The organism is Nocardioides sp. R-C-SC26, from assembly GCF_021246465.1.
Lineage (GTDB): Bacteria > Actinomycetota > Actinomycetes > Propionibacteriales > Nocardioidaceae > Nocardioides.
Genome location: NZ_JAHRHK010000004.1, coordinates 73,898 through 98,099, shown reverse-complemented (window position 1 = coordinate 98,099; position 24,202 = coordinate 73,898). Strand labels below are relative to the sequence as shown.

Here is a 24,202-nt window from a genome sequence, read left to right as displayed (position 1 = left end):
GTGATCAGCGCACCTGGTCGTCGCCGCTGATCAGGCGAGCGCCAGCGGCCGGGCTTCCTCGACGGAAGTCCGGCCGCTGCCATGTCCGGGCCGCGAACGCCCCGGAGATCGCTCGCCGCAGCCTCGGCGTGTGGTCGCGGGGGACCAGCGCGATCGCGCAGCCGCCGAAGCCGCCCCCGGTCATCCGGGCGCCGAGTGCTCCGGCAGCGAGTGCGGCGTCGACGGCGACGTCGAGCTCGTCGCACGAGACCTCGAAGTCGTCCCGCAGAGAGTGGTGCGACGCGGTCATCAGGAGACCGAAGGCCGCCCAGTCATGGTGTGCGAGCGTGTCGACGGCGTCGCGGACCCGCTCGACCTCCCGGACGACGTGGCGGGCGCGTCGCCGGGCGACGCCGTCGAGGTGCTGCGCGCCGGTGTCCCGCGAGGCGAGCTCCCCGGTCGTGAGAGCACCCAACGGCCGGGCCTGGAGGATGTGCGCTGCGCGCTCACACTCGGCTCGCCGATCTCCGTAGCCGCCATCGGCATGGGCGTGACGGACACGGGTGTCGATGACGACCAGGTCGAGGCCGGCGTCCGCGGGGTCGAACGCGACCTCGGAGATGGCGGGCTCGTCTCCGTTCGCGAAGTCGACCAGCAGCGCGTGGCCGACGCGGGCGTGCAGGACGGCTGTCTGGTCGAGTCCACCGGTCGGGGCGCCGACGACGTCGTTCTCGGCGAGGCGGCACGCACTCACCAGGACGTCGAGGGGGACGCGGCCGACGGTCGCAGCGACGGCGACGGCTGCTTCGAGCGATGCCGAGCTGGACAGACCGGAGCCCGGTGGCACGTCCGCGTCGACCGCGATCTCCAGGGCGGGGACCGCGACGTCGAGCTCGCGCAGCGCCCAGAGCGTGCCTGCGGCGTAGGCCGCCCAACCGTCGATGCGCCCGGGTGCCGCGTCGTCCAGTGATCCCTCCCACGGCTCGGCTCCCGGCATGGTGGACGAGACCCGGTAGCGACCGTCGGGGCGAGGCCGGGCGTGCGCGGTGGTGCCGGCGGGGATGGCGATCGGCAGGCAGAGGCCGCCGTTGTAGTCGGTGTGCTCGCCGATCAGGTTCACGCGTCCGGGGGCTCGCGCCGTGCTCTCCATCGCGCCGAGGCTACGAGATCGCGCGAAGAGGGCAGATGTCGGCCGGGCGCCCCTCTCCGCGCGACCTCTGACGCGGCGGCCCGGCGCCACGGCGGCGGTGGAGGTGGCAGGGTGGCGGCATGAGGAGCACCCACGTCAGTGTCGTGATCGACGCGCCGCCGCAGCGCGCCTACGACATCGCCGGTGATCCGGCGTACCTGCCACGCTGGGCGGCCGGTCTCGCGCAGTCCGACGTCGTCTGGGACGGCGAGGTGTTCGGCGTCCAGTCGCCGATGGGCGAGGTCACGGTGCGGTTCGCCGCCCGCAACGACTACGGCGTCCTCGACCACGACGTCACCCTCCCGTCGGGGGTGACGGTGAACAATCCGCTGCGGGTGCTCGCACATCCGCGTGGATCGGAGGTCGTCTTCACGATCCGCCAGCTGGATCTCAGCGACGCCGACTTCGAGCGGGACGTCGCGATGGTGCAGGAGGATCTGGAGCGGCTCCGCGATCTCGTCGAGCGCACGCAGCACTGACACCGGGCGGCACTGGAGGACCCGTGCTCGCGATCGGGCGTTGACACGACGGCCGTAGGGTCGGTGCGTGCACTTCCTCAGCGACGTCCGGCCCCCGCACGACCTGACCTACGACGATGTCTTCATGGTGCCGGGGCACAGTGATGTCGCGAGCCGCTACGACGTCGATCTCGCCACGACCGACGGCACCGGCGCGACGTTGCCCCTCGTCGTGTCGAATATGACGGCGATCGCCGGCAAGCGGATGGCAGAGACCGTCGCGCGTCGGGGCGCGATCACGGTGATCCCGCAGGACATCCCGGCCGAGGTCGTGCGCGAGGTGGTGGGCTTCGTGAAGTCACGGCACCTGGTGTTCGACACCTCGATCACGTTGCGACCCGACCAGACCGTCGCCGAGGCCTTGGCGCTCATGCCCAAGCGCGCGCACCGCGCGGCCGTGGTCGTCGCCGAGGGACGACCGGTGGGCCTCGTCTCCGAGGCGGACTGCCGCGAGGTCGACCGCTTCGCCCAGGTCGGCGACCTGATGCGCGCCCCGGCCGTCGTGATCGATGCCGATGTCGATCCGCGGACGGCCTTCGATCTGCTCGACACGGCCCGGGCACCGCTGGCGGTGGCGGTGGACGCGGGCGGCCTGCTGCTCGGAGTGCTGACCCGGACGGCGGCCCTGCGCGCCACGCTCTACACCCCGGCGGTCGACGCGCGGGGCGGCCTGCGGATCGCCGCTGCGGTCGGCGTGAACGGCGACGTCGCCGCCAAGGCGTCGGCGCTGATCGACGCCGGCGTCGACTGCTTGGTCGTCGACACCGCCCACGGCCATCAGAGTCGGATGATCGACGCGCTCCACGCCGTCCGGTCGTTGGACCCGCAGGTGCCCGTGGCGGCCGGGAACGTCGTCTCCGCCGACGGCACGAGGGCGCTCATCGAGGCCGGCGCGGACATCGTCAAGGTCGGTGTCGGTCCCGGCGCGATGTGCACGACCCGCATGATGACCGGCGTCGGCCGGCCGCAGTTCTCCGCCGTCCTCGAGTGCGCCCGGGCCGCACGTGACCTCGGTGGCCACGTCTGGGCGGATGGCGGAGTACGGCACCCCCGCGACGTCGCGCTGGCCCTGGCCGCAGGTGCTGCGTCGGTGATGATCGGGTCCTGGTTCGCCGGCACCCACGAGTCGCCGGGCGATCTCGCCCTCGACTCGGAGGGCCGCGCCTACAAGGTGTCCTTCGGGATGGCCTCGGCCCGCGCGGTCGCCCATCGCACGTCGGGCGAGTCGGCCTACGACCGGGCGCGCAAAGGTCTGTACGAGGAGGGAATCTCGTCCTCCCGGATGTATCTCGATCCGGCGCGGCCCGGCGTGGAGGACCTCATCGACCAGATCTGCTCCGGCGTGCGGTCCGCCTGCACCTACGCCGGGGCGACGTCGCTCGCCGAGCTCCACGAGCGCGCGATCGTCGGGGTCCAGTCGGCAGCCGGGTACCACGAGGGCCGGCCGCTCGCGACGAGCTGGTGAGGCCGGGTCGACCTCAGTCCCGCGAGGACCGACCGGTCCGGCCGCGGACGACGCCGACGAAGGCCTGCGTCACGTGGTCGTCGCGGTCGCGCAGCCACACCAGGGCGACGGTAGTCGGCTCCAGGTCGCCCACGACGCGCCACACGACGTCCTTGCGGGCGTGGAGGCGAGCCACCGACATCGGCACGATGGCCACGCCGGTGCCCGCTGCGACGGTCTCGATGGCCGTGGCCGGGCTCATCGCGGGCCAGACGAGCTGATCCACCCGGGGAGTCCAGCCCGAGGTGTGGGGGAGGACGAGCTGCTCCTCGGCGAGGTCGTCCACACTGATCTCGTCAGCCTCGTCGGTCGCCGCGATCAGGTGCTCGTGCGAGGCGATCACGACGGGCAGTTCTTCGTAGAGCCGCACGGAGTGGGCGCCGTCGAGTTCGACGGGAAGCCGGACGATGGCCATGTCGAGCGTCCCGTCGCGCACGCCGTCGACCAGATCGACGTCATCGAGCGGCACCAACTCCAAGGGCCCACGCCGCTGGTCGCGCCAGGCGCGAGCCCACTTGTCAGGGGTGGCGCCGGTGACGAAGCCGACCCTCAGGCAGGGGGCGGCGCCGGACGCGTTCAGTTGAGCGGCCGCATCGAGTCGGGCACGCCGCCGCCCTCGTGCACAGCCTCCACGAGCTCGGCCAACGCCGTCAGTGCGACGCGCTGGGACATCGGTCCGTAGGAGACCCGCGCGACGCCCAGCTCCTGCAACCGCGCCAGAGAGGGCGTGCCCGGCAGACCGATGGTGGTCAGCCGCTGCGGGCCGAAGGCGTCGACCAGCGTGGCGACCTGCTCCTCGCCGAGCTTGGCGGGCACGAAGACCACCGGTGCACCTGCCTCGAGGAACGCCTTGCCGCGGGCGACGGCCTCCTCCAACGCGTTGTCGACACCCTTGACGAAGGCATCGGTGCGCGCGTTGAGCACGAAGTCGGGCACACCCTCCGCCGCCGCGGCGCTCATGATCGCCTCGACCTGCGCAGCCGCCTGGTCGAGCGGCTTCATCTGATCCTCGATGTTGGCTCCGACCACCCCGACGCCGATCGCGCGACGGACCGTCTCGGCAGCGTCGCCGTAGCCGCCCTCGAGATCGGCGGTGACCGGGAGGGTCGTCGCGACGACGATCCGCCGGACCTCCTCGATCATCTCCTCGACGGGGATGTTCTCTCCGTCCTCGTAGCCGCGGGAGGCGGCGATCGAGTGGCTCGCGGTGGCCAGCGCCGTGGTGCCCGGGATGTCGGCCACCACCTGGGCCGAGATGGCGTCCCACACGTTCACCACCGTGAGGAGTGCGGGGTCGCGGTGCAGTCGGAGGAGCTCGCTTGCTGCGGTCGCTGTCATGTCGTCGAGCATGCCACGGGTCGTCGCCTACCCCGTCACCCTCAGGTGCGCGCGAGCAGTCGGCCGACACCGTTGGTGAGCCGGACGGCGTAGAAGCCGGTGGCGGTGTCGGTGAACCAGATCGCCCGCCCCGCGACGTCCCACGCCGGCTGCGCCATGACCGACGAGCCCTCGCCGGCCACCGGTGCATTGAAGTAGGCGACTTCGCGCGGTCGGCGCAGGTCGCTGATGTCGAAGACGCGCAGGCCCGAGCCGATCATCGAGCACGCGGCCAGGCGCGGGTTCTTCTGATAGGGCAGCGAGCAGTAGTGCGCGGTGTAGCCGCCGAACGGATTGGTGGCGCCGGGATCGCCGATGCTCGCTCGCCGTCCGGTGGGTTGGTGCACGTCCAGTCTGAGGTTGGAGACGACGGCAGGGCGGTCCGCGTCCTCGACGTCGATGATCCGCGCGGCGCCGACCCGCCAGTTCTCCGGACGGTCGGCGCCGACGGTCGAGAACTCGTCGACCTGGAGCACATAGGCACGCCCGTTGCGCGTGAACGGCTGAGCGACCTGGGGGATGGAGCGTTCGGGCCAGACCAGGTCGGAGACGGTCTTGAACTCAGGCCGACGTGCTCGGTCCTGGATCGAACTGACGTCGAGGATGCGGAGACCTTCGCCCGGTAGGGCGGGGCCGGTGAACTTGTTGCTGATGTTGGCGGCGTAGAGCGTGCGGCCGTCGGGAGAGAGTCGCAGGCCGTGGTAGTTCACGCCGTAGGTCTCGAGGACCTTGCGCGGGCGGCGCGGGTCGCTGACGTCGATCGCGGTGAGTGACTGTCCCCCCGAGCTGCTGGCGTAGAGCGTTCGCCCGTCGGGGGACCAGCCCGACTCATGACCGAGCAGTGCGCTGTGGGTGGTCGAGAGCAATCGGGGTCGCCGGCAGTCGGTGCCGATATCGTAGAGATCGAGGATGCCCACGTTGGCGAACGCGTTGCCGAGCACGCCGGCGAGCAGCCCGCGGCCTGGATGCACGAGCAGCGACTCGTGCGGGCTCAGCATGGCCGCGCTGGTCAGCGTCGTGGTGACCCGCGGCCGCGACGGGCGTGACATGTCGAGCACGATGACGCCGAAGCCGGTCCGCATCTGCATCGCCAGGTCGGTGGGGAAGAACCGGGTGGAGTCGTAGTACGCGCAGGTGCGGCCCGAGCGGTCGGTGTACCGGAAGACCTTGAAGCCCCCCGTGCCTGACCGGTGGGAGATCAACCGGGTGTTGCACCGGTAACCCCTCGCAGCCCGACCGCTCTCGTGATCGGCCGTCGGCACGCGGCCCTGCATGCCGGTCTCCGGCAGCGAGCCAGGCCCGCAGGTGGCCGGCGGGGTCGCGCGGACCGGAGCAGCGGGCGCGCTCGCGTCGACGCCGGGGAGGGCGAACACGCCGAGCGTGAGCGCGATCGCGGCGACGGCCACCAGAAGATGACGATGGTGCGGTGTGACCCTGCTCATACCCATGCCCGGACAACCCGCGATCGGCTGCTTGGTTACGGGGTGCGGCCTGCCAGGCTGCGTCCATGCCGATGACCGAGCCCGTGCCGGAGACCTCGTCGATCCTGATCGTCGCGGCCACACGCGCTGAGGCCGCCCACGCGCCGCCTCACCTGCCGGTGGTCATCACCGGGATCGGCAAGACCACGGCGGCGATCGCCGTGACGCGCGCGCTCGCGGCGCACCCTGATCCCTCAGGCGTTCGCGTTCTCAACATCGGCACCGCCGGCGCATTGCGTGACGGAGTCGCAGGGCTCCACCTGCCGGGGGTCGTGCTGAATCACGACGTCAACGCCGAGGCGATCCGGTCGCTCGGCTACGACCCCCGCGAGCGCTTGGACGTCGACGGGGACCCCACCGTGACGTTGGCCAGCGGCGATGTGTTCGTGGCCGACCCGCTCGTTCGTGAGCGCCTCGCTGAGACAGCTCAGCTCGTCGACATGGAGGGCTACGCCGTCGCGCTGGCGGCGGCGTCCTTCGGTGCGCGCGTGACGCTGGTCAAGCATGTCTCCGACAACGCCGACGAGACGGCGTGGGAATGGCCCGACGTGGTGGCCGCGAGCGCCGTCGTCCTGGGGGAGTGGCTGCGCGCCCACGTGGACTGAGCGTGGATCCAGGCCGAGCCTCGGCGGGCATCACCAGTCGCAGGCGATCGGCACGTACCGACGCAGAGCAGCGCGCTGGTCGTCGTCCAACGGCAGGTAGGGCGCCGCACCCTCGGGCAGCCCGCGTGCACGGAGTCGTATCGGGAACAGCGTGCCGACCTTGTCCTCGGCGAGCGCATGCGGATCGCACCGGGCCGGCACGATCTGAAGCACCAGTGACACCGGCGGATCGTCGGCGCCGAGTGGGATCGCCCGCGAAGGCACCGAGTCCGGCAGCAGGCGGAAGAGCACGGTGTCGTCGAACCCGAGCAGCGCAGCGCCCCCGTCGCCCCGCCCTGACGGCGTGATCGTGACGGGCAGGTGCAGAACGGCTGCGGAGCGATCGCCGACGACCGCCGGTGCACCGACGTCGACCGAGGCGGCCGAGTCGAGCGTCGCCTGGGCGCAGTCGCGGTCCAGGAAGAGACCGAAGGCGCCGTAGCGGTCGGCGGCGGTCGTGCTCGAGTGTCGAAGGGTCCCGTCGTCGACGCGGTAGGTCAGGCCCACCGTGACGTCGGAGCCCGTGCCGCACCGCGCCGGCGGGAGCTCGAACTCCAGGTCGATTTCGTTCCCGAAGTGTTCGGGACCCGACCAGGTGACCGAGGCGAAACGCGGCGAACTCACGGTCGCCGTCTCCACGGTGTAGGTGCTAGGGGAGCCGTCCCGTGGCTCGTGGACGAGGCGGACGAACGCCGTGCGCCCGCTGCGCTGCATCCGAGACTGGTCGATCCAGGCCGTGAGATCCCTCGGCCACGGAGTCGGCTCCGCGCTCACCACGGATGCGGACTCTCCCGGCGTCCGGGATTCGTCGTCCGGACCGCACGCGACCAGCGCCGCGACGGCGAGGATGACGACCCCCGCGGTGCGCATCATCGTCCGAGTGTGACGGATCCGCGCTGCTGCGGACAGACCACGACCCCGTGCCTGATCTGCAGGCACGGGGTCGTGGATCGATCAGACGTCGAAGCGGTCGGCGTCCATCACCTTCGCCCAGGCCGCCACGAAGTCGTGCACGAACTTCTCCGCGGCGTCGTCGCTGGCGTAGACCTCGGCGAGCGCGCGCAACTCGGAGTTCGAGCCGAACACGAGGTCGTTGCGGGTGCCGGTCCAGCGCACGGTCCCGTCGACGCTGCCCTCGAACGTCTCCGCGTCGCCGTCGACCGAGGACCAGGTCGTGCCCAGGTCGAGCAGGTTGACGAAGAAGTCGTTGCTCAGCGTGCCGACCCGGTCGGTGAGGACGCCGTGCGTGGAGCCGCCGCTGTTGGCGCCGAGCACCCGCAGGCCACCGACGAGCACGGTCATCTCGGGGGCACTCAGACCGAGCAGGTTCGCGCGGTCGACGAGGAGGAACTCCGCCGGCAGGCGCTGGCCCTTGCCCAGGAAGTTGCGGAAGCCATCGGCCTTCGGCTCGAGGTAGCTGAACGACTCGACGTCGGTCTGCTCCTGGGTCGCGTCGCCGCGACCCGGCGTGAACGGCACGGTGACGGTGACCCCACCGGCGGCTGCCGCCTGCTCGAGAGCAGCACCACCCGCGAGGACGATCAGGTCGGCGAGCGAGACCTGCGAACCGTCGCCGTTGAACGCCGTCTGGATCTCCTCCAGAGCGCCGATCACGCGCGCGATCCGGTCAGGGTCGTTGGCCTCCCATGAGCTCTGGGGCTGCAGGCGCAGCCGGGCGCCGTTGGCCCCTCCACGCAGGTCGCTGCTACGGAACGTGGACGCCGAGGCCCAGGCGGTGAAGATCAGGTCCGAGCCGTCGATACCGGCGGCGAGCACCTGCTGCTTGAGCGCGCTGATGTCGGTGTCGGTGAGCGCCGGCTGCGGAGCGGCCGGGATCGGGTCCTGCCAGATCAGCTCCTCGCTGGGGACCTCCGGGCCGAGGTAGCGCTGGATCGGGCCCATGTCGCGGTGCGTCAACTTGAACCAGGCGCGGGCGAACGCGTCGGCGAACTGCTCGGGGTGCTCGAGGAAGCGTCGCGAGATCTCCTCATAGACGGGGTCGAAGCGCAGGGCGAGGTCGGAGGTGAGCATCCGGGGCTCGCGCCTACCGTCGCCGAACGCCTCGGGCACCATGTCGGCTCCGGCGCCGTTCTTGGGCCGCCACTGGTTCGCGCCGGCGGGCGACTGGGTCAGCTCCCAGTCGTAGGCGAAGAGGATGTGGAAGAACTCGTTGTCCCAGCGAGTCGGGTGGTAGGTCCAGGTGACCTCGAGACCGCTGGTGATGGCGTCGGCGCCTGCACCGGTGCCGTAGCTGCTCTTCCAGCCCAGGCCCTGCTCGACCAGCGCGGCCGCCTCGGGCTCGGGGCCGACGTGACCGTCGGGGGTCGCGGCGCCGTGGGTCTTGCCGAAGGTGTGACCACCGGCGATGAGGGCGACGGTCTCCTCGTCGTTCATCGCCATCCGGCCGAACGTCTCGCGGATGTCGCGAGCCGAGGCGACCGGGTCCGGGTTCCCCTCGGGGCCTTCGGGGTTGACGTAGATCAGACCCATCTGGACAGCGGCGAGCGGGTTCTCCAGGTCGCGGTCGCCGGTGTAGCGCTGAGCACCGCCCTCCTCCCCGCCGAGCCACTCGGTCTCCGGGCCCCAGTAGACGTCCTCGTCGGGCTCCCAGACATCGGGGCGACCGCCGGCGAAGCCGAACGTGGTGAAGCCCATCTCCTCCAGCGCCACGTTGCCGGCGAGGATCATCAGGTCGGCCCAGGAGATCGCCTGGCCGTACTTCTTCTTGACCGGCCAGAGCAGACGGCGCGCCTTGTCGAGGTTGGCGTTGTCCGGCCAGGAGTTCAGGGGAGCGAAGCGCTGCATGCCCGCGCCCGCGCCGCCGCGGCCATCGCTCACCCGGTAGGTGCCGGCGCTGTGCCACGCCATCCGGATCATGAAGGGGCCGTAGTGACCGAAGTCGGCGGGCCACCAGTCCTGGGAGGTGCGCAGCACCTCGGCCAGGTCGCCCTTGAGCGCCGCGAGGTCGAGTGCCCCGAAGGCGGCGGAGTAGTCGAAGGTGTCGCCGAGCGGGTTCGCCACGGCGTTGTGCTTGGCGAGGATCTTCAGGTTGAGCCGGTTGGGCCACCACCCGCGGTTGCCGCCGGCGCCCTCGGTGGGGTGGGTGGCGCGGCCGGGAGCGAACGGGCAGCCGCCGTCGCTCTCGTCGTTCATCTCGCCGACGACGGCATTCGCGTGATCAGACACTGAGGGTCCTTCCGGTGGGGTGCTGGCGCAACGGGTGGGTGGGGCGTGCGATCAATCAGACAGGGAAGAGGAGCAGGTGGGGCAGGTGCCCCAGTAGATGACCTCGGCCTCGTCGATGGTGAAGCCGTGGTCGGTCGAGGCGGTGAGGCACGGCGTCTCGCCGACGGCGCAGTCGACGTCGCCGATCGCCCCGCAGCCACGACACACGACGTGGTGGTGGTTGTCACCGACGCGCGTCTCGTAGCGGGCCACCGAGCCCAGCGGCTGGATACGGCGCACGAGACCATGGACGGTCAGGGCGCGCAGGACGTCGTAGACGGCCTGGTGCGAGACGTCGTGCAGCGTGGTGCGTACCGAGCCGATGATCGTGTCGGTATCGGCGTGGGGGTTCGCAGTGACGGCGTCGAGGACGGCCAACCGCGGACGAGTGACACGCAGCCCAGCCTCGCGCAGCAGCGCTTCGCCGGAGATGGTCATGGCCCGACCCTGTCACCAGAACTGGATCGATTCAAGTTTTCGTCTCGGCAGGCGAGTCGCCGAGACCGGGCCGTCCGGAGACGGCGACAGCCCCACCCGACCTGGGTCGGATGGGGCTGTTCCTGTGTCCGAGGGGGGACTTGAACCCCCATGCCCAATAAGGGCACTAGCACCTCAAGCTAGCGCGTCTGCCAATTCCGCCACCCGGACGAGTGCGGAGGGAACACTAGCAAAGGGTGCGGTCAGGTCCCGCATCGGGCCGGTTCGCGACGGCCGGTCCGTGAGGTCGTGGTTCGCGTCGCCGCACGGGGGTTGCCGCGACGCCTCTGGATGCCACCATGGGCGCATGAGCGAGGCAGCGGCGAGGTCCGGGACGAACCGCAGCGATCCGGCGTCCGAGGTCGTCGACATCTGTCGCGACCTGATCCGCATCGACACCTCCAACTTCGGCGACGACTCGGGCCCGGGGGAGCGGAAGGCCGCAGAACACGTCGCCACGTTGCTCGACGAGGTCGGCATCGAGTCGCGCATCGTCGAGGGCGCGCCCGGGCGTGCGAACGTGATCGCCCACTGGGGTGGCGCCGACGCCTCACGCGACGACGCCCTGCTCCTCCACGGCCACCTCGACGTCGTGCCCGCGGCCGCCGAGGACTGGCAGATCGATCCCTTCGCCGGCGAGGTCCGCGACGGCTACGTCTGGGGTCGCGGGGCCGTCGACATGAAGGACTTCGACGCGATGCTGCTCGCCACCGTGCGGGCCCGTCAGCGCGACGGTCGGATGCCCGCTCGTCCCGTCGTGCTCTGCTTCACCGCCGATGAGGAGGCGGGCGGGCACCGCGGTGCGGAGATCCTGGTGCGCGACCACGCCGACGAGTTCGACGGCGTCACGGATGCGGTCGGCGAGGTCGGCGGATTCAGCACCACCGTGCGGGGTCGTCGTCTCTACTTGATCGAGGCGGCCGAGAAGGGCATGGCCTGGATGAAGCTCACTGCGCGTGGACGCGCCGGACACGGGTCGATGATCAACACCGACAACGCCGTCACCCGTCTCTCGGCCGCGGTGGCGCGGATCGGGGCACACCGGTGGCCGGTGCGACTCACACCCACGATGGAGGTGCTCCTGGCAACGGTCGCCGACCTCGCGGGAACCGAGGCGACGCCGGAGAACGCACCGGCCCTCATCGAGGAGTTCGGCGGGGCGGCTCGGATGCTCGGAGCGGTCATCCAGAACACCGTGAACCCCACGCAGCTCGGCGCCGGTTACAAGGTCAACGTCGTGCCGACCGAGGCGACTGCCCACCTCGACGGCAGGTTCCTGCCGGGGTTCGAGGAGGAGTTCTTCGACACCCTGCGAGAGCTGTGCGGCGACGGCGTCGACTGGGAGTTCCTCTCCCACCAGCAGCCCTGGGAGACGCCGTACGAGGGCGACCTGGTCGCCGCCATGAGTCGATCGATCCTCGCCGAGGACCCCGACGCGCTCGTGGCCCCGTACACGATGAGCGGTGGCACCGACGCCAAGCACTTCCGCAACCTGGGGATGAGGTCGTTCGGCTTCGCTCCGCTGCGCCTGCCCGCCGACCTCGACTTCACCGCGCTCTTCCACGGCGTCGACGAGCGGGTGCCGGTCGATGCGCTCGAGTTCGGCGCCCGCGTGTTCGACCGGTTCCTCGACGACGTCTGAGCCTCGGTCGATGCCGCGGCCGGGCCCAGCGATCGGTTGCCCGGGGGTCAGGCGGTGCGCACGGCCCGGATGATCTTGCGACGCAGGACGACGCGACGCACGCCGTCGTTGCCGATGCGTACGCGGTCGAGCTCCCAGCCGCCGTACTCGGCGCGCTCGGTGAGCAGCTTGGTGACCACGGAGCGGGAGAACTCGCGCGAGAACGCGATCGAGTCGAACTCCCACTCCACGCCGGGGCGCGGGGGACGACGCTGGATGCGGGTCACGAGAGCCTCCTCGGTGGGGTGCTGACGGTGGTCGGACGGCGCCGAGTGGGGCTCAATGTGCGCCGACGTCGCCGGAGACGTCGTCCAGTGCGGCGACGAGTTCGGGGGGCAGGGACTTGTCCTCGACGTTGAGGGAGGTTCGCAGCTGGGCAGCCGTGCGGGCGCCCAGGATCGGGGCGGTCACGCCGCGGCGGTCGCGCACCCAGACCAGCGCAACCTCGAGTGGCGTCCACCCCAGGCCGTCGGCGGCCCGGGCGACCGCCTCGACGATACGACGGCTGTCGTCGTCGAGGTAGGCGCCGACGAATCCGGCGTAGGTGCGGGACGCCGCGCGGGAGTCGGCAGGAGTTCCGCCGCGGTACTTGCCGGTCAGCACTCCACGACCCAGCGGCGACCATGGCAGCACGCCGAGCCCCAGGGCCTCGGCTGCGGGAAGCACCTCACGCTCCACGTGGCGGTTGAGCAGGGAGTACTCGACCTGCGTCGAGGCGATCGGGGTGCGCCCCGGAACGGCGCGCTGCCAGGTGGCAGCCTGCGCGGTCTGCCATCCCGAGTAGTTGGAGATGCCGACGTAGTGCGCACGTCCGGTGCCGACCGCCTGGTCGAGCGCGGCGAGCGTCTCCTCCAACGGGGCGCCGTCGGACCAGACGTGGACCTGCCACAGGTCGACGTGGTCCACGCCGAGTCGCGTCAACGAGGCATCGAGCCCGCGGAGCAGTCCTCGGCGGGAGGTGTCGACGACGCGCTCGCCTTCGCGTCGCGAGATCCCGCCCTTGGTGGCGAGCACGATCTCCTCGCGTGCGACGACGTCGCCGATCAGTGAGCCGAGCAGAGACTCGGAGTCGCCGTTGCCGTAGCCCGCCGCGGTGTCGACCAGGGTGCCGCCGGCCTCGGCGAAGGCGATGAGCTGGTCACGCGCCTCGTGCTCATCGGTTTCGCGGGCCCAGGTCATCGTGCCCAGGCCCAGCCGGGAGACGCGGAGGCCCGTGGTGCCCAACGACCGCTGCTGCATGGGCGCCACGGTAGTGGCCGGCCCCGTCACGACCACGCACGGCGCGCCCGAGACCGCGAGCCGCGCTGGCCACTATCCTCGGCACTCGTGTGGGAACTGCTTCAGGCGATCGTCCTCGGCACCATCCAGGGACTGACGGAGTTCTTGCCGATCTCCAGCAGCGCCCACCTCCGGATCTACCCGGAGATCTTCGGCTGGGAGGACCCCGGCGCGGCGTTCACCGCGGTGGTCCAGATCGGCACCGAGGTCGCGGTCCTGGTGTACTTCCGCCACGACATCTGGCGGATCGGTTCCACCTGGGTGCGTTCGCTGTTCCGCCCGGAACTGCGCGGCCACCTGGACGCCCGGATGGGCTGGTTCATCATCGTGGGATCGCTCCCCATCGTGATCTTGGGCATTGCGCTGAAGGACACCATCGAGTCCGGCTTCCGCAACCTGTGGATCGTCGCGACGATGCTGATCGTGATGGGCCTGGTGCTCGGTCTCGCCGACCGGTTCGGCGCGCACCGCAAGGAGATCAAGGACCTCACGCTCCGCGACGGCGTCCTGATGGGTCTCGCGCAGGCGATGGCGCTGATCCCGGGCGTGTCCCGGTCGGGAGCCACGCTCTCGATGGGCCGGGCCCTCGGCTATCAGCGGGAGGCGGCCACCCGCTACGCCTTCCTCCTGGCCATCCCGGCCGTGGTCGGCGCCGGCATCTTCCAGCTCAAGGAGATCCCCGGCGGCGACAACCCCTACGGCTGGACACCGACCATCGTCGCGACCGTGGTGAGCTTCATCGTCGGCTACGCCGCCATCGCGTGGCTCCTGCGCTACGTGTCGACGCGGTCCTACACGCCCTTCGTGCTGTACCGCGTGGTCCTCGGCGGCGCCACGATGATCCTCCTCGGCGCCGGCGTCCTCAGCGCGACCTGATCAGCGAGGTCCGCCGGCCGACGCCCGAGGGGTCGCTCAGAGCCAGCCGGACTTCTTGAAGAACCACCACAGCACACCGGACGACGTGCCCATCAGGGCGAGCGCGAACGGATAGCCGAGGGTCCAGTGCAGCTCGGGCATGACGTCGAAGTTCATGCCGTAGACCCCGGCGATGAGCGTCGGGACGACGACGATCGCCGCACCGGCGGAGATCTTGCGCATGTCGTCGTTCTGCTGGACCGAGATGGCGGCCAGGTGTGCGTCGAACGCCGTGGAGAGGAGTTGGTCGAGGGTGTCGACCTCCTCGGAGGCCTGGGCGAGGTGGTCGGTGACGTCGCGGAAGAACGGCGCCGTCTCCGGCGAGATGACCGGCACCATGCCCGACGCCAGGCGACGCATCGGCTCGCGCAGCGGCAGCACCGCCCGGCGCACCTCGGCGATCTCCCGCTTGAGGGTGTAGATGCGAGCAGAGTCGCGGGTGCGCTCGTCGGAGAAGACGGAGGACTCGACCTCGTCGACGTCCTGCTGCAGGGCGGTCAACACCTCGGCGTAGGCATCGACGACGGCGTCGCAGATGGCGTAGACCACCGCCGAGGGGCCGTGCGTGAGGACGTGCGCGGCGTGCTCGAGCGACGTGCGCACCTCGCGCAGGTCTCCGCCACGCCCGTGGCGGACGCTGATCAGGAAGTCCGAGCCGACGAAGACGTTGATCTCACCGGTCTCCACGGCGTCGTCCTCGTCGACGTACCAGAGCGTCTTGGGCACGAGGAAGAGATCCTCCTCATACTGCTCGAGCTTCGGACGCTGGTGGGCGCGCACCGCGTCCTCGACGGCGAGTCGGGGCAGTCCGAACGCGTCGGCGACCTCACCGAGCTCGGTGTGGCTCGGCTGGTACAGCCCGATCCAGACGAATCCGTCCTCCTGGGCGGCTCGTCGTCGCAGTTCCGCGTAGTCGTGCGCGGGGCAGTCGACCGTGAGCCGGGTACCGCCTCGGTAGACGGCGCTGTCGACGATCACCTGCTGACCGTACTGCCGATAGCGTCAGCGTCATGGCAACCGTGATCCTCGTGCGACACGGCCGCACGACGGCCAACGCCTCGGGTGTGCTCGCCGGCCGCCTCGCCGGGGTCCGACTCGACGACGTCGGCGAAGGTCAGGCGTCCCGTGCGGCGGCGAGGATCGCTGCGGTTCCGATCGCCGCGCTCGTGTCGAGCCCGCAGGAGAGATGCCAGCAGACCGCCCAGTACGTCGCCAAAGCCTCGCCCACATCGTTGTCGATCGCCACCGAGGACGGGATCGCGGAGTGCGACTACGGCGAGTGGCAGGGACGTCCGCTGAAGGACCTGGCCCAGGAGCCGCTCTGGAAGGTCGTCCAGACCCAGCCGTCGGCGGCGAGCTTCCCCGGTGGTGAGGCGATGTCGACGATGTACTCCCGCGCGGTCGCGGCGATCCGTGGTCTCGACGCCCAGATCGCCGCAGATCACGGCAAGGACGCCGTGTGGGTGGCGGTGAGTCACGGCGACATCATCAAGGCCGTGCTGGCCGACGCCCTCGGCATGCACCTGGACCTCTTCCAACGTCTCCATGTCGATCCTGCGTCGATCTCCATCGTGCGTTACACGGCGACCCGGCCCTACGTCATGGTGTCGAACTCCCACGCCGGTGATCTGGACTGGCTGGCGCCGAAGCCCGCCGACCCGGAGGCAGCAGGCGAGCCCTCGGGAGCCGACGCCGACAGCACCGCGGACGACGCCGTCGTCGGGGGTGGCGCCGGCCCTCGGAGCGGTCAATAGGGTGGGGTCCATGCCGATCGTCCATTCCTACGACCCGCCCGAGCGCTTCGTCGCCGGCACCGTGGGGGAGCCCGGTTCGCGCACCTTCTTCCTGCAGGCCCGGTCCGGCGCCCGGCTGACGAGCGTCGCACTGGAGAAGCAGCAGGTCGCCGCCCTGGCCGAGAGAGTCGACGAGCTGCTCGACGAACTGATGGTGCAGCACGGCGGCCAGGCGGCGAACGAGCCGGTGATCCCCGCCGTGGCGCCGCTCGGCCTGGACGACGCCGCGCCGCTGGAGCAGCCCATCGAGGAGGAGTTCCGCGCGGGCACCATGACCCTGTCGTGGGATCCAACCGACGCACGGATCGTGATCGAGGTCTTCCCCTTCACCGAGGCGGCCGTGGTGACTCCCGACCAGGTCGACCAGGACTTCGAGGAGCCCGAGCCCGACGAGCTGTTCGTCGTCCGACTCACACCGGCCGCGGCGCGCTCGTTCGTCAAGCGTGCCGAGCAGGTGCTCGACGCCGGGCGCCCGAGTTGCCCGTTCTGCGCGCAGCCCGTCGACCCCGACGGACATCTCTGCGTGCGTGCGAACGGCTTTCGTCGGCGCGATCCGTGACCGCCGGCCTGACGCTGCACGGTCGGGTGATGCCGGCCTCCAACGCCACGTTCGTCGGTGATCTGGACGGCGTACGGGTCGTCTACAAGCCGGTGGCGGGCGAGCAGCCGCTGTGGGACTTCCCCGACGGGACACTCGCCGGGCGGGAGGTCGCCGCCTATCTCGTCTCCGAGGCCTTCGGCTGGGACGTGGTCCCGCGCACGTGGCTCGGCGAGGGCCCGCACGGTCTCGGCATGCTGCAGGAATGGCAGGAGTCGGATCCCGAGCAGGCGGCGGTGCGCGTCGTCCGACCGGGCAAGGTCGAGCCGGGCTGGCGGGCGGTCGTCGAGGGTGTCGACGACCGTGACCGCACGGTCGTCCTGGTGCACGAGGACGGCGCTGCGCTGCGTCGCATGGCCGTGTTCGACGTCGTCACCAACAACGCCGACCGCAAGGGCGGCCACGTCCTGGAGATGCCCGGCGGGCACCGCTACGGGGTGGATCACGGTCTGACGTTCCACTACGAGCCGAAACTCCGCACCGTGCTGTGGGGGTGGCACGGTGAGAGCCTGACCGACGATGAGCGGGACGGCGTCCAACGCGTGCTCGGTGGCCTGTCCGACGGTCTGGCCGACACGCTCACCGCACATCTGACCGACCTCGAGATCGAGTGCCTGGTGAACCGGTGCGAGGACCTGCTCGATCGCGGTGTGCTGCCGGCACCCGAGGGCTCGTGGCCGGTCATCCCGTGGCCGCCGTTCTGAGCAGCAGGGTTCTCGTTAGGCTTCGAACATGCGTGCCTGGGAAGCTCCGGAGATCCCCGCCCTGCCGATGGTCGGGCCGGCGGTCCGCCTCCACGACACCGCGTCCGGCGCCCTCGTCGCGGCGACGCCGTCCGGCGACGCCGGCCGGCTCTACGTGTGCGGCATCACGCCCTACGACGCCACCCACCTGGGTCACGCGGCGACCTACCTCGGCTTCGACCTCCTCAACCGCGCCTGGCGCAACGCCGGACACGCCGTCACCTATGTGCAGAACGTCACCGACGTCGACGATCCGCTGCTGGAGCGCGCCGACAGGGTCCACGTCGACTGGATGGAGTTGGCCGAGCGGGAGACCGAGCTCTTCCGTGCCGACATGCAGGCGCTGCGAGTCGTCCCGCCAGCGCACTACATCGGTGCCGTGGAGTCGATCCCTCTGGTGGTGGAGATGATCGAGGCGCTCGACGCGGCCGGCGCGATCTACCGCGTCGAGACCGATCTCTACTACTCCGTCGCCGCCGACCCGGCGTTCGGTGACGAGTCCGGCTATGACCGCGACACCATGCTCACCCTGTTCGGCGAGCGGGGCGGCGACCCCGACCGCCCGGGCAAGCGCGACCCTCTCGACTGCGTGGTCTGGCGCGGTGAGCGTCCTGGTGAGCCGTCCTGGCCCAGTCCCTTCGGCCCGGGCCGCCCCGGATGGCACATCGAGTGTGCAGCGATCGCCCGGCAGTACCTCGGCTCAGGGTTCGACGTCCAGGGCGGCGGCAGCGACCTGGTGTTCCCCCACCACGAGATGTGTGCCGGGCACGCCCAGGTCCTCGACCGCGACGCGCCGTTCGCTCGCGTTTACAGCCACGCCGGAATGGTGGCCTACGACGGCGAGAAGATGTCGAAGTCGCGCGGCAACCTGGTCTTCGTCTCGGCACTGCGCAACAGCGACATCGATCCGATGGCGATCCGGCTCTCGCTGCTGCGGCACCACTTCCGCAGCGACTGGGAGTGGGCCGACGCCGAGGTGTTCACCGCCCTCGACGACCTCGCCGAGTGGCGTCGCGCGATCGCCCTCGGTGCGGGCGCCCCGGCCGAGCCCGTCGTCCACGAGGTGCTGGCAGCCCTGGCCGACGACCTCGATGCGCCGCGCGCGACCGCGGCCATCGATCGCTGGGTCGCGGCGACGCTCGGGGTCGACGGGCTGGCCGACAACTCCGATCCTGCTGCAGCAGCCACCATCCACCGGGTCGTCGACGCCGCACTCGGCATCGCGCTCTGACGGCCGGTCTCCCGGGCGTGGCCGGGGTCGCGCTCAGCCGCCGTCGAACCCGTCGCCGCGCCGCTTGAGGTACCGCTCGAACTCCGCGGCGATGGCGTCGCCCGAGGCCTCCGGCAGGTCGGTGGTGTCGCGCGCCTCCTCCAGCGAGCGCACGTAGTCGGCGATGTCCTCGTCCTCCTGCGCCAGTTCGTCGACGCCGCGCTCCCACGCGCGGGCGTCCTCGGGCAGATCGCCGAGCGGAATCGTGGTCTCCAGCAACTCCTCCAACTGCTGGAGCAACGCCAAGGTGGCCTTGGGACACGGTGGCTGCGCGACGTAGTGGGGGACCGCGGCCCAGTAGGAGACCGCGGGCATGTCGACGCGCACGCACGCGTCCTGCAGCACGCCGACGATGCCCGTCGGCCCTTCGTACGTCGAGGGTTCCAGCGCGAGCCGATCGACGAGGTCGGGCTCGGTCGCGGTGCCGTTGACCGGGATCGGACGGGTGTGCGGCGTGTCGGCCAACAACGCCCCGAGGGTGATGACGAGCTCCGCTCCGAGGTCGTCGCAGGTGGCGAGCAGCTCGGCGCAGAACTGTCGCCACCGCATGCTCGGCTCGATCCCGCGGATCAAGATGACGTCGCGGTCCAGATGAGGCGGCTGGGCGATCGCGATTCGGGTCGTGGGCCACGTCAGCCGGCGATGACCGTTCTCGTCGAGGCCCACCATCGGGCGGTTGACCTGGAAGTCGTAGAAGTCCTCGGGGTCGAGGGCGGCGACGATCCGGGCATCCCACACCTCGATCAGGTGATCCACGACCGACGAGGCGGCGTCGGCAGCATCGTTCCAACCTTCGAAGGCCGCAATCACCACGGGGGAGACCAATGCGGGCGCTTCCTCGACCTCGATCACTTCGCCAGCGTAGTCAGCCGGCGAGGCTCGCCAGCACAGCGCCACGGCTCCCTGAGCCGGCGGTGTCGCGTCGGTCCGCGGAATCGAGCGCGCCGGGATTTCGTTGCACGGCGAGGCCGGTGACACGATTCCGGTCTCGACGTCCACGTGATGGACGACGGTCCTGACCTGTGAGACAGCCGTCCACCAGGCTGAGCATGAGGAGCACGCGTTGCCTGATCTGCGCCCCGACGTCACCGAGGAGCTGACCGCGCTGCTGCGCGAGCGGATCGTGGTGCTCGACGGCGCAATGGGGACGGCGATCCAGCGCGACCGGCCGTCGGAGGAGGGGTACCGAGGCGAGCGGTTCGCCGACTGGCCGAGCGACCTCCAGGGCAACAACGACCTGCTCACACTGACCCAGCCCGACATCATCGCCGGCATCCACCGCGAGTACCTCGAGGCCGGCGCCGACATCATCGAGACCAATACGTTCAACGCCAACGCCGTCTCCCTCGCCGACTACGGCATGGAGGACCTCGCCTACGAACTGAACTTCGAGGCCGCGCGTCTGGCACGGCAGGTCTGCGACGAGGTCGCCGCCGCGACAGGCGTTCCGCGCTACGTCGGTGGAGCGCTGGGTCCGACGACCCGGACCGCCTCGATCTCGCCCGACGTGAACGATCCCGGCGCCCGCAATGTCTCCTGGGACGGTCTGGTCGCGGCGTACGTCGAGGCCACGAACGGGTTGGTCGACGGCGGCTCGGACCTGATCTTCATCGAGACGATCTTCGACACGCTCAACGCCAAGGCGGCGATCTTCGCTGTCGAGCAGGTCTTCGACGCGCGTGGCCGACGGTGGCCGGTGATCATCTCCGGAACCATCACCGACGCCTCGGGCCGCACGCTGTCGGGGCAGGTGACCGAGGCGTTCTGGGCAAGTGTGCGACACGCCAAGCCGCTGGCGATCGGCCTCAACTGCGCCCTGGGGGCGAAGGAGATGCGGCCCTACATCGCCGAGATGTCGCGCATCGCGGAGAGTTTCGTCTCCTGCTACCCCAACGCGGGACTGCCGAACGCCTTCGGGGAGTACGACGAGTCGCCGGAGGAGACGGCCGCCATGGTGGCCGAGTTCGCGGACGCCGGGTTCCTCAACCTGGCCGGTGGTTGCTGCGGCACCACACCCGCGCACATCGCCGCGATCGCGCGTGCCGTGGCCGACAAGCCACGTCGCGAGAACGTCGCGCTCGAGCCGGCGATGCGGCTCTCGGGCCTCGAGCCCTTCACGATCGCTGCGGGCTCGCTGTTCGTGAACGTCGGCGAGCGCACGAACATCACCGGCTCGGCCCGCTTCCGCAAGCTGATCAAGGACGGCGACTACGACACGGCGCTGTCGGTGGCCTCCCAGCAGGTCGAGAACGGCGCGCAGGTCATCGACGTCAACATGGACGAGGGCATGATCGACGGCGTCGCGGCGATGGACCGCTTCACCAAGCTCATCGCCAGCGAGCCCGACATCAGCCGGGTGCCGATCATGGTCGACTCCTCGAAGTGGGAGGTGATCGAGGCCGGTCTCAAGAACGTCCAGGGCAAGGCCATCGTGAACTCGATCTCGCTCAAGGAGGGCGAGGAGAAGTTCCGCGAGCAGGCCGCGCTGGTCAAGCGCTACGGCGCGGCGGCCGTGGTGATGGCCTTCGACGAGGACGGTCAGGCCGACAACCTCGAGCGCCGCAAGGCCATCTGCGAACGTGCGTACCGGATCCTGGTCGACGAGGTCGCGTTCGACCCCGAGGACATCATCTTCGACCCGAACGTGTTCGCGGTCGCGACGGGCATCGAGGAGCACGCGAGCTACGGCGTCGACTTCATCGAGGCCGTGCGCTGGATCAAGCAGAACCTGCCCGGCGCCAAGGTCTCCGGTGGCATCTCCAACGTGAGCTTCTCCTTCCGGGGCAACAACCCGGTGCGCGAGGCGATCCACGCTGTCTTCCTCTTCCACGCGATCGAGGCCGGGCTCGACATGGGCATCGTCAACGCGGGCGCGCTGGTGATCTACGACGAGGTTGAGCCGGAGCTACGCGAGCGGATCGAGGACGTCGTCCTCAACCGGCGTCCGGATGCCGCCGAACGACTGCTCGAGATCGCCGAGGCCCACAACCGGTCCGGCGAGCAGGTCGAGGCCACCGCCGAGGAGTGGCGCTCGCTGCCCGCAGGGGAGCGGATCACCCATGCTCTGGTGAAGGGCATCGACGCCCACGTCGAGGCCGACACCGAGGAGCTCCGCGCCGAGCTCGCCGAGCAGGGTCGCCGTCCGATCGAGGTGATCGAGGGTCCCCTCATGGACGGGATGAACGTGGTCGGCGACCTCTTCGGCGCAGGGAAGATGTTCCTTCCCCAGGTCGTGAAGTCCGCTCGGGTGATGAAGAAGGCCGTGGCCTACCTGATCCCGTTCATCGAGCAGGAGAAGCTCGACAACCCCGAGTTCGCCACCGCCAAGGAGACCAACGGCACGATCGTGATGGCGACGGTGAAGGGCGACGTGCACGACATCGGCAAGAACATCGTCGGCGTGGTGCTGCAGTGCAACAACTACGAGGTCATCGACCTCGGGGTGATGGTGCCGGCGCAGAAGATCCTCGACACGGCGGCCGAGGTCGGCGCGGACATGATCGGCCTGTCCGGCCTGATCACGCCCTCGCTCGACGAGATGGTCAACCTCGCCACCGAGATGCAGCGTCAGGGCTTCAGCATCCCGCTGCTGATCGGTGGCGCCACCACCTCGCGCGCCCACACGGCGGTCAAGGTCGATCCGAAGTACCAGGGCCCGGTCGTCTGGGTCAAGGACGCCTCCCGTTCCGTGCCCACGGCCGCGGCGCTGCTGCACGAGACCCGCCGAGACGAGCTGATGGCCGACATCGAGCTCGACTACGAGGCGCTGCGCACTCGTCACGCCGGCAAGGGCGAGCGGAAACTGCTCCCATACGAGGCGGCACGGGCGAACTCCTCGCCGATCGACTGGACCGGCTACACCGCGCCGAGCCCGAAGGAGCCCGGGCGCCACGTGCTGGAGGACTACGACCTCGCCGAGCTCCGCGACTACATCGACTGGCAGCCCTTCTTCAACGCCTGGGAGATGAAGGGCAAGTTCCCCGACATCCTCAACAGCCCCACCCAGGGCGAGGCCGCGCGGAAGCTGTACGACGACGCCCAGGCGATGCTCGACCAGATGATCGCCGAGAGATGGGTGACCGCTCGCGGTGTCTACGGGTTCTTCCCGGCTGCCGCCGACGGCGACGACACCCTGGTCTACGCGGACGACTCCCGCAGCGAGGTCGCGACGAGGTTGCACCACCTCCGTCAGCAGGGTGAGCACCGCGAGGGCATCCCGAACCGCTCGCTCGCCGACTACATCGCCCCGGTCGGCTCCGAGATCGCCGACTACGTCGGCGGTTTCGCGGTGACGGCGGGGATCGGCCTGCCCGAGCGCGTCAGCGCGTTCAAGGAGGCGCCCGACGACTACAGCGCGATCCTGCTCGAGTCGCTCGCGGACCGACTCGCGGAGGCCTTCGCGGAGCGTCTCCACCAGCGCGTCCGTACCGAGTTCTGGGGTCACGTGCCCACCGAGCAGCTCTCCAACGAAGACCTGATCGCCGAGAAGTACACCGGGATCCGCCCCGCGCCCGGCTATCCGGCCTGTCCCGACCACACCGAGAAGCTCATCCTCTGGGACCTCCTGGACGTCGAGGCCGGTACCGGCATCGAACTGACCGAGTCGATGGCGATGTGGCCCGGCGCCTCGGTCTCGGGCTGGTACTTCTCCCACCCACAGGCCCAGTACTTCGTCGTGGGCCGTCTCGGGCGCGACCAGGTCGAGGCGTACGCGGCCCGCAAGGGCTGGACGATGGCTGAGGCCGAGCGGTGGCTCTCGCCGAACCTCGGGTACGAACCGGAGGACTGACGATGCGTGCCGACGCCCGGCCGGCCGCCGTCCTGTGGGACATGGACGGCACGCTGGTCGACACCGAGCCCTACTGGATGGCGACAGAGGTCGCGCTCGCCGAGCAGCACGGCACGACCTGGACGCACGACCAGGCGATGCAGCTGGTCGGAAGCGACCTGCTCGTCTCGGGACAGATCATCCGCGACCAGATGGGTCTGGAGATGACGCCGGCCGAGATCGTCGAGTACCTCCTCGACGGTGTGACAGCTCGTGTCGAGAAGGCCGTGCCGTGGCGTCCGGGCGCGCGCGAGCTGCTGGCCGAGCTCGCCGAGAGCGGTGTGCCGACGGCCCTGGTGACGATGTCGTACCGGCGTTTCGTCGACCCGATCCTCCTCGCGCTCCGCCCGCTCGAGTTCGACGCGATCGTGACCGGCGACGCCGTCGCGCGAGGCAAGCCGTTCCCCGACCCGTACCTGGAGGCGGCGCGGCTCCTCGACGTCGACCCTGCCGCCTGCCTGGCGATCGAGGACTCGGTGACCGGGTGCGACTCGGCCGAGGCCGCAGGCTGTGTCGTCCTGGCGGTGCCGTGTCACGTCGACGTCCCGCCGAGCCCGCGACGGGTGCTGCGCGAGAGCCTCGCGGGCCTCGACGTAGCCGATCTCCCTGGCCTGATGGCGGAGGCCCCCTCGGCCTGAGCGGCCCCCGCGACCGGTGGTCGAGGAGCGAGCTCAGCGAGCGTCTCGAGACCCCGTCGGTCAG

General features: G+C 70.4%; 22 protein-coding genes and 1 tRNA gene. 11 read left to right on the top strand and 12 right to left on the bottom strand.

The features are described 5' to 3' along the window. Nucleotides 1-4: 4 nt before the first annotated feature. A complete protein-coding gene (galK, locus tag KSO97_RS05190; RefSeq protein ID WP_232676918.1) occupies nucleotides 5-1,129 on the bottom strand; it encodes a galactokinase in 1,125 nt (374 codons plus the stop codon). Between the two features lie 119 nt (nucleotides 1,130-1,248). Between galK and KSO97_RS05185 the strand changes: the two genes are divergently transcribed. Both KSO97_RS05185 and KSO97_RS05180 read left to right on the top strand, forming a co-directional pair. Continuing rightward, a complete protein-coding gene (locus KSO97_RS05185; protein ID WP_232676917.1) occupies nucleotides 1,249-1,647 on the top strand; it encodes an SRPBCC family protein in 399 nt (132 codons plus the stop codon). 67 nt (nucleotides 1,648-1,714) lie between these two features. Then, nucleotides 1,715-3,151, top strand: coding sequence for a GuaB1 family IMP dehydrogenase-related protein (locus KSO97_RS05180; protein ID WP_232676916.1), 1,437 nt, complete (start codon nucleotides 1,715-1,717; stop codon nucleotides 3,149-3,151). 13 nt (nucleotides 3,152-3,164) lie between these two features. On the opposite strand, the gene KSO97_RS05175 is transcribed toward KSO97_RS05180, so the two are convergent. The 3 genes from KSO97_RS05175 to KSO97_RS05165 all read right to left on the bottom strand — a co-directional run bounded on the left by KSO97_RS05175 (nucleotide 3,165) and on the right by KSO97_RS05165 (nucleotide 6,009). Then, nucleotides 3,165-3,659 (bottom strand): LysR family transcriptional regulator substrate-binding protein, encoded by a 495-nt coding sequence (locus tag KSO97_RS05175; RefSeq protein WP_232677125.1) that lies wholly within the window; start codon nucleotides 3,657-3,659, stop codon nucleotides 3,165-3,167. A gap of 107 nt (nucleotides 3,660-3,766) precedes the next feature. Continuing rightward, a complete protein-coding gene (locus KSO97_RS05170; RefSeq protein ID WP_232676915.1) occupies nucleotides 3,767-4,528 on the bottom strand; it encodes an isocitrate lyase/phosphoenolpyruvate mutase family protein in 762 nt (253 codons plus the stop codon). Between the two features lie 41 nt (nucleotides 4,529-4,569). After that, the gene (locus KSO97_RS05165) at nucleotides 4,570-6,009 is read right to left on the bottom strand and encodes an LVIVD repeat-containing protein (protein WP_232676914.1); all 1,440 of its coding nucleotides are present in this window, start codon (nucleotides 6,007-6,009) and stop codon (nucleotides 4,570-4,572) included. Between the two features lie 65 nt (nucleotides 6,010-6,074). Here KSO97_RS05165 and KSO97_RS05160 point away from each other — a divergent pair, with 65 nt between their 5' ends. Beyond that, nucleotides 6,075-6,653, top strand: a complete 579-nt coding sequence (locus KSO97_RS05160) for a nucleosidase (RefSeq protein WP_232676913.1) — start codon at nucleotides 6,075-6,077, stop codon at nucleotides 6,651-6,653. A 30-nt stretch (nucleotides 6,654-6,683) separates the two neighbouring features. Here KSO97_RS05160 and KSO97_RS05155 read toward each other — a convergent pair whose 3' ends face one another. The 4 genes from KSO97_RS05155 to KSO97_RS05140 form a co-directional block, all read right to left on the bottom strand. After that, complete coding sequence (locus tag KSO97_RS05155; protein WP_232676912.1) at nucleotides 6,684-7,565, bottom strand: hypothetical protein; 882 nt, start codon at nucleotides 7,563-7,565, stop codon at nucleotides 6,684-6,686. Between the two features lie 81 nt (nucleotides 7,566-7,646). Beyond that, nucleotides 7,647-9,845, bottom strand: a complete 2,199-nt coding sequence (gene katG, locus KSO97_RS05150) for a catalase/peroxidase HPI (protein ID WP_269782047.1) — start codon at nucleotides 9,843-9,845, stop codon at nucleotides 7,647-7,649. 84 nt (nucleotides 9,846-9,929) lie between these two features. Then, nucleotides 9,930-10,355, bottom strand: a complete 426-nt coding sequence (locus KSO97_RS05145) for a Fur family transcriptional regulator (RefSeq protein WP_232676910.1) — start codon at nucleotides 10,353-10,355, stop codon at nucleotides 9,930-9,932. Between the two features lie 125 nt (nucleotides 10,356-10,480). Continuing rightward, nucleotides 10,481-10,565, bottom strand: a tRNA-Leu gene (locus KSO97_RS05140). Between the two features lie 136 nt (nucleotides 10,566-10,701). On the opposite strand from KSO97_RS05140, the gene KSO97_RS05135 reads away from it, so the two are divergent. Beyond that, nucleotides 10,702-12,036, top strand: coding sequence for a M20/M25/M40 family metallo-hydrolase (locus KSO97_RS05135; protein WP_232676909.1), 1,335 nt, complete (start codon nucleotides 10,702-10,704; stop codon nucleotides 12,034-12,036). A gap of 47 nt (nucleotides 12,037-12,083) precedes the next feature. Here KSO97_RS05135 and KSO97_RS05130 read toward each other — a convergent pair whose 3' ends face one another. Further along, nucleotides 12,084-12,293: a DUF5703 family protein gene (locus KSO97_RS05130; RefSeq protein ID WP_374198464.1), complete on the bottom strand. Its 210-nt coding sequence runs from the start codon at nucleotides 12,291-12,293 to the stop codon at nucleotides 12,084-12,086. A 61-nt stretch (nucleotides 12,294-12,354) separates the two neighbouring features. Beyond that, entirely contained in the window at nucleotides 12,355-13,314 is a 960-nt protein-coding gene (locus tag KSO97_RS05125; protein WP_232676907.1) for an aldo/keto reductase, read from the bottom strand. Nucleotides 13,315-13,401: 87 nt separating this feature from the next. Between KSO97_RS05125 and KSO97_RS05120 the strand changes: the two genes are divergently transcribed. Next, a complete protein-coding gene (locus tag KSO97_RS05120; RefSeq protein WP_232676906.1) occupies nucleotides 13,402-14,229 on the top strand; it encodes an undecaprenyl-diphosphate phosphatase in 828 nt (275 codons plus the stop codon). 36 nt (nucleotides 14,230-14,265) lie between these two features. Here the strand turns inward: KSO97_RS05120 and corA are convergent, their stop codons facing one another. After that, nucleotides 14,266-15,246: a magnesium/cobalt transporter CorA gene (gene corA, locus KSO97_RS05115; RefSeq protein ID WP_232676905.1), complete on the bottom strand. Its 981-nt coding sequence runs from the start codon at nucleotides 15,244-15,246 to the stop codon at nucleotides 14,266-14,268. Between the two features lie 32 nt (nucleotides 15,247-15,278). On the opposite strand from corA, the gene KSO97_RS05110 reads away from it, so the two are divergent. From KSO97_RS05110 to mshC, 4 genes are read left to right on the top strand one after another with little or no spacing between them, the layout of a single operon-like run. Continuing rightward, the gene (locus tag KSO97_RS05110; RefSeq protein ID WP_232676904.1) at nucleotides 15,279-16,022 is read left to right on the top strand and encodes an MSMEG_4193 family putative phosphomutase; all 744 of its coding nucleotides are present in this window, start codon (nucleotides 15,279-15,281) and stop codon (nucleotides 16,020-16,022) included. A gap of 10 nt (nucleotides 16,023-16,032) precedes the next feature. Further along, nucleotides 16,033-16,620: a DUF3090 domain-containing protein gene (locus KSO97_RS05105; protein WP_232676903.1), complete on the top strand. Its 588-nt coding sequence runs from the start codon at nucleotides 16,033-16,035 to the stop codon at nucleotides 16,618-16,620. After that, on the top strand, nucleotides 16,617-17,363 hold the full coding sequence (locus KSO97_RS05100; RefSeq protein WP_232676902.1) for an SCO1664 family protein: 747 nt from the start codon (nucleotides 16,617-16,619) through the stop codon (nucleotides 17,361-17,363). The genes KSO97_RS05105 and KSO97_RS05100 overlap by 4 nt, the downstream gene beginning before the upstream one ends. A 28-nt stretch (nucleotides 17,364-17,391) precedes the next feature. Continuing rightward, a complete protein-coding gene (gene mshC, locus KSO97_RS05095; protein ID WP_232676901.1) occupies nucleotides 17,392-18,633 on the top strand; it encodes a cysteine--1-D-myo-inosityl 2-amino-2-deoxy-alpha-D-glucopyranoside ligase in 1,242 nt (413 codons plus the stop codon). Between the two features lie 33 nt (nucleotides 18,634-18,666). On the opposite strand, the gene KSO97_RS05090 is transcribed toward mshC, so the two are convergent. After that, on the bottom strand, nucleotides 18,667-19,524 hold the full coding sequence (locus tag KSO97_RS05090; protein WP_232676900.1) for a PAC2 family protein: 858 nt from the start codon (nucleotides 19,522-19,524) through the stop codon (nucleotides 18,667-18,669). A 211-nt stretch (nucleotides 19,525-19,735) separates the two neighbouring features. On the opposite strand from KSO97_RS05090, the gene metH reads away from it, so the two are divergent. Together metH and KSO97_RS05080 are read left to right on the top strand one after the other, a co-directional pair. Next, nucleotides 19,736-23,461: a methionine synthase gene (metH, locus tag KSO97_RS05085; protein WP_269782012.1), complete on the top strand. Its 3,726-nt coding sequence runs from the start codon at nucleotides 19,736-19,738 to the stop codon at nucleotides 23,459-23,461. A gap of 2 nt (nucleotides 23,462-23,463) precedes the next feature. Then, nucleotides 23,464-24,138, top strand: coding sequence for an HAD family phosphatase (locus KSO97_RS05080; protein ID WP_232676898.1), 675 nt, complete (start codon nucleotides 23,464-23,466; stop codon nucleotides 24,136-24,138). Nucleotides 24,139-24,202: the final 64 nt, after the last annotated feature.

Coding starts and splice junctions, on each gene's coding strand:
- KSO97_RS05135 (WP_232676909.1), top strand. CDS start 10,702: ATGAGCGAGGCAGCGGCGAGGTCCGGGACGAACCGCAGCGATCCGGCG.
- KSO97_RS05080 (WP_232676898.1), top strand. CDS start 23,464: ATGCGTGCCGACGCCCGGCCGGCCGCCGTCCTGTGGGACATGGACGGC.
- galK (WP_232676918.1), bottom strand. CDS start 1,129: ATGGAGAGCACGGCGCGAGCCCCCGGACGCGTGAACCTGATCGGCGAG.
- KSO97_RS05165 (WP_232676914.1), bottom strand. CDS start 6,009: ATGAGCAGGGTCACACCGCACCATCGTCATCTTCTGGTGGCCGTCGCC.
- mshC (WP_232676901.1), top strand. CDS start 17,392: ATGCGTGCCTGGGAAGCTCCGGAGATCCCCGCCCTGCCGATGGTCGGG.
- KSO97_RS05145 (WP_232676910.1), bottom strand. CDS start 10,355: ATGACCATCTCCGGCGAAGCGCTGCTGCGCGAGGCTGGGCTGCGTGTC.
- katG (WP_269782047.1), bottom strand. CDS start 9,845: ATGAACGACGAGAGCGACGGCGGCTGCCCGTTCGCTCCCGGCCGCGCC.
- KSO97_RS05110 (WP_232676904.1), top strand. CDS start 15,279: ATGGCAACCGTGATCCTCGTGCGACACGGCCGCACGACGGCCAACGCC.
- KSO97_RS05125 (WP_232676907.1), bottom strand. CDS start 13,314: ATGCAGCAGCGGTCGTTGGGCACCACGGGCCTCCGCGTCTCCCGGCTG.
- KSO97_RS05160 (WP_232676913.1), top strand. CDS start 6,075: ATGCCGATGACCGAGCCCGTGCCGGAGACCTCGTCGATCCTGATCGTC.
- KSO97_RS05105 (WP_232676903.1), top strand. CDS start 16,033: ATGCCGATCGTCCATTCCTACGACCCGCCCGAGCGCTTCGTCGCCGGC.
- KSO97_RS05155 (WP_232676912.1), bottom strand. CDS start 7,565: ATGATGCGCACCGCGGGGGTCGTCATCCTCGCCGTCGCGGCGCTGGTC.
- KSO97_RS05185 (WP_232676917.1), top strand. CDS start 1,249: ATGAGGAGCACCCACGTCAGTGTCGTGATCGACGCGCCGCCGCAGCGC.
- KSO97_RS05170 (WP_232676915.1), bottom strand. CDS start 4,528: ATGACAGCGACCGCAGCAAGCGAGCTCCTCCGACTGCACCGCGACCCC.